Source organism: Runella sp. (assembly GCF_965279615.1).
GTDB lineage: Bacteria > Bacteroidota > Bacteroidia > Cytophagales > Spirosomataceae > Runella.
On the sequence record NZ_OZ257252.1, the window covers coordinates 7,710,716 to 7,724,437 of the forward strand.

Genomic DNA, 13,722 nt, shown 5'->3' on the forward strand with positions numbered 1-13,722 from the left:
ATACCTTAACCCGATACCCGGTCAATGAAAAAAGCAGTTCGTTTCTCTTTTGTAACTTTGTTTTTGCTCAAAGTAAGTTACGGAATAACCCAAAAACCCAACGATTTAACCAAGCAGTTGGGTGAGAAAACTTATTTGGCTACGTGTCAAGGTTGTCATACGGATGTGGTTGGTTCCAAAGCACCAAGTAAATTGCTTTTATCCGGTATGACACCCCGCGCCATTTATTCGGCCCTCAAAACGGGTAAAATGCGGCAGCAGGCTGAAACACTTTCGGACGACCAATGCAAGGCCATTGCTCAATGGCTGACCGACCGAACCTTTCAGGAAACGAATTTGCCGAAAGAGGCATTTACGACTTTCTCATTGCCCAAAAATGTTGCTTATTTTTCGGGTTGGGGAGGAAATCCGGCCGGAACTGGCTTTACAGCCACTACTCAAATCACGCCCGACAATGTGGCTAATCTTAAAGTAAAATGGACATTTGCCTTTCCTGAAGCTACTATTGTCAGAAGTAAGCCTGCCGTTGTGGGAGAATGGCTGATCGTAGGCAGTCAATTTGGAGAGGTATATGCCATTCATCAAAAAACGGGTAAGATCGGTTGGCAGTTTAAGGGAGATGCCGCCATTCGGGGAGCGATCTATGTGTATAACTCGCGGAAAGGACTTGGTATCTATTTTGCTGATTTTGCCACGAATGTATATGCGCTTGATGCCAAAACGGGTAAATTGATGTGGAAAAAACGCGCCGGTGAGCATCCGCTGTCGGCGGTTACGGGTTCGGTGGTGGTGCATCAGGATAGAATAATTATTCCGCTGACTTCAGGAGAGATCAATTCTACGAAAGACCCCAATTATGCCTGTTGTACCTCTTCGGGCGAAGTGGTAGCTTTGAATGTGAATACCGGAGATTTTCTTTGGCGGCACCGGGTTGTTTCCCAAGCGGCTACTGTTCAGGGGAAAAAGAAAAACGGTGAGCCATTTTACGGCCCCTCGGGTGCGCCCGTTTGGTGCAGTCCCACCATTGACGAAAAACGCGGATTCGTTTACATCGGAACGGGAGAAAATTATACAGATCCGCCTTCCACCACAAGCGATGCCATTCAGGCCATTGAGTTAAAAACGGGAAAATTAGCATGGAGTTTTCAGGCGACGCCTAACGATGCATGGAACCTGGCGTGTCCGGGAGAACCCAACTGTCCCGAAAAGTCAGGGCCTGACTTTGATTTCGGAATGGCTCCTTTGTTGGTTAACTACGGAGGAAAAGATATGCTGGTTGCCGGTCAGAAATCAGGAGTAGTACATGCACTCGATCCGGCGACCGGTAAAATTTTATGGCAAACCCGCATCGGGAAAGGAGGTTTTCTCGGCGGTATTCATTGGGGAATGGCCACAGACGGAAAATACGTATACGCGGCCAACTCCGACAACATCTACGCCATTGACCCGCGAGATAAATCGCTTAAAGCTACGCCCGGAATATATGCGCTTGATTTGGCAGACGGTAAAGTGGCTTGGTATCAACCCACCCCCTCCTGTGCCGGCAAAAAAGGGTGTATTGTGTCCAATTCGGCGGCACCGTTGGTTGTTCCGGGGTTGGTTTTTGCCGGTTCGTTGGAGGGAACCATTCGTGCGTATGATACTCAAAAAGGAACGATTGTGTGGCAATACGATACAGCAAAGGAGTATGAGAGCAGCAACGGAATCAAAGGAGTGGGAGGGGCGATCGACGGGCCTTCGCCCGTGGCCGCCGGGAATATGTTGTTTGTCAATTCCGGCTATGGCATGTTTGGAGAAATGGCGGGTAATGTGCTGATCGCTTTTGAACTAACCCCGCCTTAAAAGGTAACTTATAATAGATGTTTCTATGAAGATATTTGCGTACTGTTTCATTGTGGTTTTGTGTTGTTTCTCAATGTATGCTAAAGGACAGGTTGGCAAAACACCTGCTTTTGGCAATAATAAATCCGTCGGGCGTTATGCCGACATCAGAGGATTTAAAATGTATTATGAAGTGTATGGAAAAGGGAAACCTTTACTGATGATCCACGGCAATGGCGGGTCTATCCGCGATTTTGCCAACCAAATTGATTATTTTTCCAAATCATACAAAGTCATCGTACCTGACAGCCGGGCGCAGGGTAAATCCATTGATGCCGGTGATTCGTTAAGTTATGAAATGATGGCTGATGATATGAATGCGTTGCTTACTGCGTTGAAACTTGATTCCTGTGATGTGATCGGATGGAGCGACGGAGGAATAAACGGCGTTTTATTGGCGATGCGGCATCCGAAGAAAGTGAGAAAATTGGCAATCACAGGAACAAATCTTTGGCCGGACACGACCGCTTTGGATCCTTTTACCTACCAATGGATCGTGGATGGGTACAACGATTCAAAGAAAAAACCGGTCACCGCCGAAGTGAAAAATCAATCCAAGTTGTTGGGTTTGATGATCTTTCAACCTCATATCACGCTCAAACAATTGCGCGCTGTTCAATGCCCAACGTTGGTCATTGGCGGAGATCATGACGTAATTTTACCCGAACATACGCTGTTGATCGCGAAAGCCATTCCAAAATCTTATCTGTGGATTTTACCCAACTCAGGCCATTCTACCCTTGTGTATTATAAAGATGAATTTAACGAAACAGTTCGTTCGTTTTTCAGAAAACCCTACCGAAAGATTGAAGGAAAAGAAAGACTTAATTAAGCTTAGACTTGCCAAGTTTGAGTTTAATTAACTAGGTTGAAAACTTGGAAAGTCTATTTTACTTATTTCAGTATCTCATTCACTTTTTCTACCCAAATTCCCTGCCCGTAGCAACTCCAGTGCGTATCGCTGCGAGCGTATACTTCGTCGGCATGTTGGTTGAAAAGCGACCAAACATTGATAATAGGAACCTGAAGCGCCGAATGATTTTGCACACGTTCTACCAAATGGTTATAGGTGCCCATTTCGCGGGCTACGACGGTTGTTTTGTTGGGAATAATGGCCAAATACACTTCATCAAAACCCAGAGAACGATAATGGTCTTTTGCCTCATTAACGCCTTTTATGAGTTTGGAAAGCTCGTTATCAGGCAGAGGATTAAAGCAGGAAGTAATGCGGGTAGAGTCAGTATCCCAACAAAAAAGAATGTTTTTACCATCAGGCGAAAGGGCAACCTGATCATTATGGCGGCCAAACCAATACAAATTAAGCGCCGCTTTCCATTCTTTTAATTGCAGGAAAAAATTATCGGAGAATAGAAAATCAGTAAGTGCCTGTTCGCTGTCTTTAAGTATTTTTTCCCAGCTCTTGGATTCATCGCCCGAAGCTGTTTGCTGATTTTGGACAGAAGACGAACGTATTTTTAACGTTCTTACAGGTTCTGCAAAATGCTCGCGGAAATGCCTTTCTACCGTTTCGAGGATCAATATATTTCGTTTGGCGGTGTCCAATGGCGTCTCCAATGAATCGGCCCAATGCGTACGGAGGTAACTTTCAACGCCAAAATCATTCTTATCAATCCGCTGTTTTTCGCTGAAACTGTCACCGATGATGTAAAGAGCGATGTTGTTTTTTGGGGTGTTGCCGGCGAATTTTTTAGGACAGGCTTGGGTCAGTTGTTTAAACTGCGCTAAATTGGAAAGTCGGTACAGGTCACCGTAGCGATAAGAGTCTTTGGTTAGGCCCAACTCCAATGCCTCGCGGCTCAGAGTCGGATTGCAGCCAATGACCCAAAGAAGCGAAAACAAAGCGAGACAGAAGTATTTAATGATTTTTTTCATCTATCTGAAAAAGGAAAGCTATCCTTGCACTTTAACCCTTCCACTTTTACCTGATTTTCAACGACCAGGTTTGTAATTTTTTGTTGGCATAACTGTGGATCAGCAGCTTATTATACCCTTCAACCAAATTTATTCGAATCGGAATATCGCTTGGAATGGGCTTGTCGCCGATCTGATTACCGTTTAGATCATAGAGGGTTGTAAAGTTACCCGATTTTACGCTTAAGAACTTAACTTCCGAGCCTAAGAAATGATATTGCACATCGTTTCGGTAAGGAATGAGCCCTTGCGCGGAAAACAGTTCTTTGCCTTTTTTATCCAAGATGGCAAATTGTGTTTCAGATTCTCTGAACAATATCCAATCGCGGTTATTGGTGGCGGCACGAGCGCGGAAGAAGGAAGTAGGATCTGAGCGGAACAACTGAACTTTCCGCATGATTTTTCCACCCAAGGTTACTTCAAAAAGTTCGCCGTACTTGCTGACGCCGATCAAATTGGTCGTTGCGTTTTCGGGAGTAAATATTCCAAAGAACGGTCCCATAAAATTGGTCTTTAATTCCAATTTGTACGGTGATGGAATCACGCCCGACTCGCTGATCAAACCTATCTCGCCTGTTGCCTGGGTAAATAAGAAATGGCGTTTTCCTAAATATTCCACTTCATTGATCGGGAGCAAGAGATCTACAAACGGGCGTGAACGATTCAGCACGACCGGCGACTGATTGGGGCTGTTCCACAGATACAAAAACCCTTCTGTATCAATCACTAAAAAGCGGAAACTACCTTCAATGCCACTTTCCAGGCGCTGAAAACTGCGAATGGTACGGCCGGCAGGAAGGTGGATCGGTGGCAAAACCAAATAGCGTTGTCGGTCATCTTCATCAATGACATAGAGGCTTTTCTGCGTAGCAAATACGTATTGCAAACGTCCGATACTCAAAAAATCGACGGAGTAAATATCGCCGACGATCGGGGCATCCAATTGAGTGATCTTTCGTTTATTTTCTTCAACGAAAGGATTTAACAATTCGCGGGAAGGTGTAACAACGATGATCTTGTCAAGGCTGCTTGGGTAATTGCGCACGAGATAAATTCCTCCCACCGGGGCAGGTTCAAAGGGTTTTTCCTGTTGAAGAAATACTTTATTGAGGGTTTTGGCGCTCGAGGCTTTGTTTAACCGGCCAAGCGTGAGTGACGAATACGCCTTTCCGTTTTTGTAGGCAGATTGAAAAACCAATTGGTCAAAAGGCAATTTTTCGGTAATATCATAATTGAGATTATTGAATAAATAATTCATGAATCCCGTGCCCATGTAATCTTTGCTTTTGCGCGGATTGATGATAAAGGTGAAATTGGAAGCGCCGAGGGTTTTTTCTAAAAATGTATTATACAGTGCTGAATTGGCCCACGTCCGTTGGTATTCCAGATCAATAAGATAATCTTTAAGTACCTGTGAATCATTGGCATACACTACAAAATTTTTGTGGAATGCCACATAACATTTGGGAAAGCCCTTAAAAAGCCCGCCGAAAAGAACCGCCGGCAATTCGTGCCAATTGATGGTATACACATAGCCTCCCTGAAAAGGCTCAAATGGTAGACCTGTATTTTTATTAAAAAGAACCGATAAACGTCTGAAAAAAGACTCCAAACCATTCTTAGGTTGGACCTGCTGCAAGATGATCTGCCCTTTGGTGAGCGAATTGTTAGGCTCCAACTGGCATAGCATCAGTTCCTTATTGAAACTTTTGTAGAAAGTATCCAGTCGAGCATTACCAAGTAAGCTAAGAAGTTGCTTACGGGATTGATTTACGGAATCGGTTGAAAGCTGTTCTAACTGAGGGCGTAATTTTTTGACAAAATTGTCTGAATTATCAAAACCCAACCGATACATTATCGCGGTGGTATTTGGGATAAAAAAAGTATTTTTGAGAGGACTTGCTTTTTGGTCATTTAATGCCTCAACATACCCTTCCAATTTTATTTTTTTGCCTTTTGAAGTAAGGGTAGAATTTTTTGTTGAGAAAAATTTATCCAAATGCAATCCTTCAGTACTTGGCAAAAAGGATAGAAAATACAACAAACCCGCGTCAGGACTGGCAGAAGCTTCCCGCCGAATGGCCTCCGAAAGCACTAAATTGTCCAGATAAATACTTAGTTCGCTTCCTTCCTGTTTGATGCTTTCAAAGCGGCTGGTATTGGTTGTTCTGAGCGGACTTTGGGCAAATCGGACCCAATCTTCCAAAACATCACCTGAAACGCAGGAAACCAAAAAATTATTGAAGAACGTGTAAGCAAACAAAGGCTCTGAATGAGAATTTGTGACGTCGTATATTTTTTGGCCGCTGTGAATATGGGACGTAACCCGAACGTTCTTAGAGGTAGGTGCTTCCAACCATGCATAACTTTGGAAGGCTTCCAACGGCAAAAAAACAAGGTAGGTGAATCGCCCGCCCGAGGCTTTTTGGAGTACATAGGTCATGGTCTGACCTTTCAGAACTTTATCGACCCGAGCCTTATCATCGCTCAAAAGCCGAAACAAATCTGCCTGTCGAGATGCAAGGTTTAAGAGCGGCACTTCACGCATTTCGATGCCTCCCTTCTGAACTTTGTAGGTGCTGTCCTGTAGGCGCTGACTTTGAATCAGGAAAAAGGCGTTTTCGGGTAGTAACTTCCAAACGGATGCCGAATACATTTGCCAACGCTGAAAGCCCCACCATCCGGCCAGCAACATGATCAGAGCAATACCAACAATTAGCCCTCTTCTTTTCATAGGTTAGATCATAGTCAGTAATTCATAGATTGTGTAAATCGTTGACTATGAATTACTGACGCCTTTAAGCTGCCTTGATTGCTTTTACTTTTCCGTTTAATTCCAAGCGAAAACGAAGCAATTCTTTAAAACTTTGAATACACACTTTCAGCAGTTTCCAACGCAAAATAGAAACGGTTCCGGTCAGGCGTTCTTTGTGCGTGATAGGAATATCAAATGTGTTTTGCCCTGCCTTTTTAGCCATTACTGCCAGAAAAATATTGGGAGCAAAAGGCTCAGGATTAGGAAGTTGAGCTAATAGTTTCTTTAGGTAACTTCCCTTAATAAGGCGGAACGGAATGTTTGCGTCGTTGATGAACGTACCGTAAGCAAAGAAAATAGTATACTTCAGAATTCGCGTAATGACCAATCGGGCAGGCGCATCGTAACGTATTTGGCGATACCCCATGATGAAATTGGACTCATTGCGTTTCTCCCACAATTTCATCACATCTTCGGTCACAAATTGGTCGTCACTATCGGTTTGGAATACCCATTCAGCATTAAGTTCGGCGGCTTTTTTATAGCCGTTTACAGCGGCATTACCGTGCCCGCCGTTGGGTTGATGTACTACCAGTAAATTGTCAATGCCGGGAGAAATGCGGTCTAATATTGCTTTAGTACCGTCTTTAGAGCCATCGTTGATAACAATAAGTTTGGTTTCTTTGCCGGGGAAAGTATTTTTTAGGAAGGACGTCCACATAGTTACTACCTGCTCAATACATTCTTCTTCATTATATGCAGGCATTACAATCGAAAAATATAAACTCATTAGGAGAATTGTTAATTGTTGTTATCTGTTTATGGAAGTCTTCAATTCCAGTTGTTAAAAACTCGGCAAAACTACTCAAAAATTGGCGTTTAGCCTACTTTGAACCCGTAAGGTTTATTTAATGGCAATCATTTTATCGTAATTCTAGGGCGCATATTTGTCTTTCAGGTTATTGATGGGCTTCTCGATCAGGTACCACGATGCAGTAGCTACCACAACGGTCAGCGCGAATAATATCAAAACGCGCAATTGGTGCATGTCCTGAAAACCTTCAATATTCCGCCCTAACTTATTGAATAATCGTACTACGGGATGCGTAGCGGGGGAGTGGTAATGATTATAAACGAAGTTATGATAAACATATAGGCCGTAACTGATTTTGCCCAGGTAGTTACTGACAGGGTTTTCTAAAAACCATTTGAACCACCCACGGTAACCGATGATGGCGCCCCCGATCAAAAACATAAAGAAAATGGACGCAAAAAAGCGTTCCCAAACATTGACATATACATTGTTGTCCTGCGAAATGCCGGCTTTCGTTGCCTGACCGGTTAATACAAAGACGACTGCTAATGCGGCCAAACTCAGCCACAAATAAAGGCGATTGGTAAACAGTTTTTGAAAAACGGCCGGTTTATAAAGTTGAGCATAAGCCATTAAAGCCCCAAAACCAAAAGCATCCAACGCGGCAGGCATGGTTACGTACGATACATACCAAGGCTGCCCCGACCACAAAAAATAAGCACGCAACAGTACACTGAGTCCGATGAGCACTACAAAAAACGGAATGACAAAGCGGCGCGGAATAAAGAAAATCAGGACAGGGAAGAAAATATAGAACTGTTCTTCAACGGCCAATGACCAGAAATGATCGGTAACGCCCAACCACGTTTGTTTGACAACAATATAAATATTGGAAGCGTACAAAAACTGCCACCACACTTTGCCACGGACAGATGGGTCGTGCAATAACCACAGCACGATCAGTGAAAGGTAATAAATAGGGAAAATACGGAGAGTACGGCGAATGTAAAATTTCTTCAAATAGTCACCCAGTCCGCCCGTTTTAGTATAATTTTTGTCTTTGCTTGTGAGCAAAATGCGTGTAATTAAAAATCCACTCAATACAAAAAATAGATTTACGCCTAATTTTCCGAAGGGTAACCGGTGCGGTTCGGGCATCCAGTGATCCCAAAGAACTAAGGCTACGGCAATAAATCGTAACCCATCAAGCTGTATTAAATAACTGTTCTGATTTTTTGCCGACATAATCTATCTTGCTCCCGGTAAAGGAAATCTCCCTTTAGCCAATCACTCTTTAACGTATTACCAGTTTGTTTTTATGACTTCTTTTTTAACGTCCCTAAATGTCATGACATCACAGGCGGCGTTTTCCAAATACAATTTTCCTTTCCGATCATAATGCAGCCAGCGCACGTGATATGTGCCCGGGATTACCTCTGCGGCCTCAATGCGGGCTGTTGAACCTTTGATAAAAAAGCGGTTGTAGTTTACAAAATTTCGGAGCGAATGCTTACGCGCCTGCCAGGTTGGAAAGATGTATTGATGCTTTTCATTTGATAACAGCACGTACAGACCTCCATCGCGGAGATCGTATAGTCGATATTCGGGTTGTTTTAATTCCAACAGCGTGTCATTGTCTGAACAAGGTTTGCCACCAACCATGACACTGTCTTTCAGAAGGGCGATATTCGCTAAAAACAATTTTGGAGGATGATAAATAGTATTGGCAGGAGTGGCGTCATTGCGCCAGTTAAAACTGCCGGTTACCAAATATTTACGCAATTGAATGGCATCATACAAATGGTAATGCTGGTTGCAGGCGTATAAAAAAGCGGCTCCCACTACAAACGTAACCGTCAAAACTTCACGAAACCGTGGACTGACAAGGCGGGTTAGGTAAGCGATATTAAAGCTTATCAACAAAGCGGAATAGAGCTTATAACGACTCATGAGCATGATATCGGAGCCTAAACCCGTTCGTGAATAAGTAACCATGAAAGCCGTCGCCAATGCAAATGCTACACCGCCTAAGTAAAAATAGTCAAATTCGTTCAGGACAAAATGATGCTTCCAATAACTCCGCAAAATGTACAGGAGCATACTTAAACTCACAAAGATGGATAAAGCACCAAACCAAAGCGGCATTTGAAAAGGAAAATTCCCAAAGGGCAGACCTTCAAACAGAGAACCGCAAAAAAGTAGAAACCCCCGAATAAACGACGTTATACTGCCCGAAGCGCTTAGGTCGGTAGGCGGGCTCTTGTAATCCCAAAAGTAGAGTGCAATGCTGAAAAGGCTGAATGCGGCCCAAATACCGGCGGTTTTCCACCGTTTTTGAAGCAAGAGGACGCCCAAGGCAAGCGGAAGGATAAATAGGCCGTTGCCGCTGGTAAATACGCCCATAAATGCCATTGGTAACGCCGACCACCAATATCCGTCCCTTCGACTCAATCGCCAGAAAGTCAGTACTGCCCAAGCAACTACCCACATATTTTGAACGGCGGCCATTCCCCAAAACGTATTTTCCCAAAAAGCCAGCGAAAACCAGAATGTGGCAATCGGTAAAGCATACCAAACGGCTCCGGGCAAAGGTTTGAAGAAGCGTGTCAACAGCCACCAGATCACGAGCAGGGCCAAATTTCCGAAAAACATCAGGTGTTCGTAATTGATTTGGCCGAAAATTTTATAATCAATAATGGCAATTAATCGCGTCAATCCAACGCGATGCTCATTGTGCTGACGATATATCTCATAGACTTTCCCGCCGAAGCTGTCCGCTTTTTCGAAATCCAGAATTGTTGCTTTGAACGCATGGTCATCCCATTTTGGAATATTGATGGCATAGCGATTCCAAAGCTGATAATACACAAATATCAGGGCAAACGTAACCAGTAAGGATGCCAATGATCGTTTGTTCATCAAGAAACAGGATGATTAGAGTGCGGCAGCGCTGCCAAAGAAAAGGAGCGAAGGACGTTAACAATGTTCTTTACATCCAATCCCGATTGTGTTTGGTGATACGTTTGGCTTCCATATCGTCCATTAGGATAACCCAGCGCGGCAAGTGATTGAAAACGTTGAGGGTGAATACCCGCCTCCAGTAATTTCAGCGAAAGTTGTTGACCCAGCCCACCAATGCTTACGTGTTCTTCCACCACCAAAATATTCTCGACCTGCCGTAACTCTTCAATGGTTTCGTTGGTAAGTTGAAGGGGAAGGGTAAGTGCGGTATACAAGCTGCACTCATTCTTTAGATCATCTTCGTGAAGTGCTTTTAAAACATTGGCCGCAATAGGCCCCAAAGCTACAATTGCGGTTGAAGGATTGGGAGCGCTGATTACTTTTTTCAGGGAACCGGAAAGCGTTGCCCCTTCGGGCGTGAGAGGACCTACGCCAAGTCGCATATAAGCCGGGCGTTTTTCCTTGACAATTTGCGTTAACACGGGTTCGACTTCGTCGCTGAATGCAGGAATCCACGTTTTTACATTCTGCAAACTGCTCAAACAGGCCAAATCTTCGATGGCGTGGTGAGTACTGCCCATGATACCGTAGCCATAGCCGCCGCCGTTGCCTACCAAAAATACGGGCAGATTGTGGAGGCAAGCATCGTTGCGAAATTGCTCTAAACACCGGTATACCACAAAAGGAGCGATGCTGTAACAGAAAACTTTATAGCCTTTATAAGCCATACCGGCGGCAACGCCTACCATGTTTTGCTCAGCTACGCCGGCATTGATGAAGCGTTTTCCCAGTTTGTCCTGTAAATTTTCGAGGGCATTATATCCAAGATCGCCGGTAATGAATACAATAGACTCATCGGCGAGTGCTAATTTTTCAATAGCGGCTGAAAATTCTTTGCGCATAATTTTTATTTCTTTCTTTGTTTTACCAAAGTCATGATCTCATCGGAGGTACGAAAAACCTTTTCGCCTTTTTGAATTTTTGTACGGATAAACTTAGGCCTTTTTTTCGTTTCCTCAAAGATTTTGCTAATGTATTCGCCTAAAAATGAGATACCCAGCAATGTCAGTCCTCCAAAAAGAGTGATCAGAATAATAACGGTCGTAAAACCCTGAGGGGTATCGGGCGCGAAAATGTATTTCGCCAAAATTTGGTAGAAAATACCCAGAATTGAACAGGCCGTAAGAATAAATCCGGCATAACTCATCAGTTCGAGCGGAGCAAAGCTGAAGGAGAAAATAGCCTTCTTTGCCCACCAGATATTTTTCCGCCAATTGTTGGTAGATACGCCGAACATCCGTTCCGGACGAACGTAATCTACGCCTGTTTGTTTAAAACCAACCCACGCCCGAAGGCCGCGCAGGAATTGCTCGGTTTCAGGCAATGCCACCAATTCCTTCACCACTTTGCGGTCGATCATGGAAAAATCGCCGGCGTCGCGGGGAATGGGGATATAGCTTAAGTTTTGAAAAACTTTGTAGAAAGCCTTGTAAAAGAAGTGAATATGGGGCTTCATTTCACGCTGCACGCGAACACCGTACACGACATCAAAGCCATTCGACCATTTTTCGTAAAAGTTTGGAATCACCTCCGGCGGGTCCTGCAAGTCACCGTCCATCAGCACGACGGCGTCGCCCGTTGAAATTTCCATCCCACTCAAAAAGGCCGATTGTGAACCGAAATTGCGCGAGTGCGTAATGCCGATCACGTTGGAATCTCGTTGGCAAATGGCATTGATCACTTCGTCCTGATTATCGGGAGAAGCATCGTTGACAAAGATAATTTCGTACCTGACTTTAAGTTCATTGAAGGTTTTGACCAGACGCTCGTACATAAAAGGAATCGCCTGAGCATCTTTATAACACGCAATGATGGCCGTAATGACAGGATTCAGTTTCGGATTGGCAAATGCCGGTAAAAGCCGGTCTTCATAGCGATTGGTTTCCTGCCATTCTTTGGTCAGTCGAAGTCCGTCGCTGAGTGTTGTGCGGGCTTTCCAACCCAAGTCTTTCTGCGCTTCGGAAGGATCGCCGTACCAGTCGGACAGATCCCACCCGCGATTAGCCATACTACCCCAAACGGGTGTATCCGTCTGACCAAAGGTCTGACGCGATGTTTCGACCAATTCGCGCATGGTGGTTTTTTCACCCGTTGCGATGTTGTATGACTTTCCGGAAATAGCCATATTTACTTTTAAGGCCGCATCCAAAAATGCTTCTACGCAATCATCGGCATAGACAAAATCGCGGCTGATGTCGGGCGAAACGAGCGGAGGGTATTTGCCTTTTCGGGCCTCCTCGATCAGGCGGGGAATCAAACGATCAGGCTCTTCCCAAGCGCCATAGATAGAATAAAGGCGAAGATTGAGCGCTTTGCGTTGGTGAACTTTAGCGTAAAACTCGATCAGATAGGCTGCCGATACTTTTGAAACAGCATAATGACTGTTAGGCTTAACAGGATCAGTTTCTTTAGGAGCCGAACAATTAAAGCCATATTCAGAACTGCTGCCGGCATGAATATAAACCGTTTCTTCAGTGCAATTCTCTAAAAGGTTGACTGTACCGATGACGTTGGTCTCGTACGTAAGATTGATATTCTTCTGCTTGCTGTAAGCGCCGTAAGCGGCCAAATTGAAAATGGTGCGCGGCTTGTATTTTTCAAATATCTGTTCGACCGAGTTATTTGACAAAATATCGCAGTGGACAATATTCTCAAAAGGAATATCCAGCAGTTTTAAGCGCCAGGCTTTGGTGGCGTCGTGCGTAAGGGCATACACATCCTGACGAACTTTAAAAATATCTTTAAAAAGATTGGCTCCGATAAAACCGCTGGCCCCAAACACAAATATAGGCCCTTTGAGCTGAAGTATTTTTTCCTGATAAATCAAAACGGATGAGATTTTGGGGTTTGTAAAATGAACACCCAAGGTTGTTAATTTCTATTTTGAAGGATGTTGATAATTACATCTAATTTGGTTTCAACATTATCTATACGCTGCTCAATTTTATCCATGCGCTGTTCAATTTTATCCATGCGCTGTTCAATTTTATCCATTTTTACTTCCAAATTGTCCATGCGCAAGCCCAAACCATCTATTTTACTATTGAGATCATTAAGTTTTGCCTCAAATTCTGCCTGTTTCCGAAGCAGAAACTGAATATCATCACTATTCTGTTGAATACCTTTTAAACAAATCTTTATTGCTTCTTCTAAACGCTTGATTTGTAGAGATATACGTTCCAGTTTGGCCGAGTGTTCTTCCAAAATAGCCGTATGCTCATCTTGCTTGATTGCAAATTCAGCGATCAAAAGCTCTAATTGTTCGATTCGTTGTCGATCCGTCATTATAATATCAATAAAATCGGGTTTTGGCCAAAAT

10 protein-coding genes are annotated in these 13,722 nt (G+C 43.9%); 2 read left to right on the forward strand and 8 right to left on the reverse strand.

Annotation, left to right across the window (positions count from 1 at the left end):
* The first annotated feature begins 24 nt into the window (after window positions 1–24).
* Both ACQY73_RS32660 and ACQY73_RS32665 read left to right on the forward strand, forming a co-directional pair.
* On the forward strand, window positions 25–1,842 hold the full coding sequence (locus ACQY73_RS32660; protein WP_428658535.1) for a PQQ-binding-like beta-propeller repeat protein: 1,818 nt from the start codon (window positions 25–27) through the stop codon (window positions 1,840–1,842).
* A 25-nt stretch (window positions 1,843–1,867) separates the two neighbouring features.
* Window positions 1,868–2,713: an alpha/beta fold hydrolase gene (locus ACQY73_RS32665; protein WP_428658538.1), complete on the forward strand. Its 846-nt coding sequence runs from the start codon at window positions 1,868–1,870 to the stop codon at window positions 2,711–2,713.
* A gap of 62 nt (window positions 2,714–2,775) precedes the next feature.
* Here ACQY73_RS32665 and ACQY73_RS32670 read toward each other — a convergent pair whose 3' ends face one another.
* From ACQY73_RS32670 to ACQY73_RS32705, 8 genes are all read right to left on the reverse strand, one after another.
* The gene (locus ACQY73_RS32670; protein ID WP_428658541.1) at window positions 2,776–3,774 is read right to left on the reverse strand and encodes a hypothetical protein; all 999 of its coding nucleotides are present in this window, start codon (window positions 3,772–3,774) and stop codon (window positions 2,776–2,778) included.
* Between the two features lie 46 nt (window positions 3,775–3,820).
* Window positions 3,821–6,547: a hypothetical protein gene (locus ACQY73_RS32675; RefSeq protein WP_428658544.1), complete on the reverse strand. Its 2,727-nt coding sequence runs from the start codon at window positions 6,545–6,547 to the stop codon at window positions 3,821–3,823.
* A gap of 64 nt (window positions 6,548–6,611) precedes the next feature.
* Window positions 6,612–7,358, reverse strand: coding sequence for a glycosyltransferase family 2 protein (locus tag ACQY73_RS32680; protein ID WP_428658547.1), 747 nt, complete (start codon window positions 7,356–7,358; stop codon window positions 6,612–6,614).
* A 144-nt stretch (window positions 7,359–7,502) separates the two neighbouring features.
* Entirely contained in the window at window positions 7,503–8,627 is a 1,125-nt protein-coding gene (locus ACQY73_RS32685; protein ID WP_428658550.1) for an acyltransferase family protein, read from the reverse strand.
* Window positions 8,628–8,684: 57 nt separating this feature from the next.
* Window positions 8,685–10,301: a hypothetical protein gene (locus tag ACQY73_RS32690; RefSeq protein ID WP_428658553.1), complete on the reverse strand. Its 1,617-nt coding sequence runs from the start codon at window positions 10,299–10,301 to the stop codon at window positions 8,685–8,687.
* Window positions 10,301–11,245: a transketolase family protein gene (locus ACQY73_RS32695; protein ID WP_428658556.1), complete on the reverse strand. Its 945-nt coding sequence runs from the start codon at window positions 11,243–11,245 to the stop codon at window positions 10,301–10,303. Before ACQY73_RS32695 ends, ACQY73_RS32690 begins: the two co-directional genes overlap by 1 nt.
* 5 nt (window positions 11,246–11,250) lie before the next feature.
* Window positions 11,251–13,230: an NAD-dependent epimerase/dehydratase family protein gene (locus ACQY73_RS32700; protein ID WP_428658559.1), complete on the reverse strand. Its 1,980-nt coding sequence runs from the start codon at window positions 13,228–13,230 to the stop codon at window positions 11,251–11,253.
* Between the two features lie 44 nt (window positions 13,231–13,274).
* On the reverse strand, window positions 13,275–13,688 hold the full coding sequence (locus tag ACQY73_RS32705) for a coiled-coil domain-containing protein (RefSeq protein WP_428658562.1): 414 nt from the start codon (window positions 13,686–13,688) through the stop codon (window positions 13,275–13,277).
* Window positions 13,689–13,722: the final 34 nt, after the last annotated feature.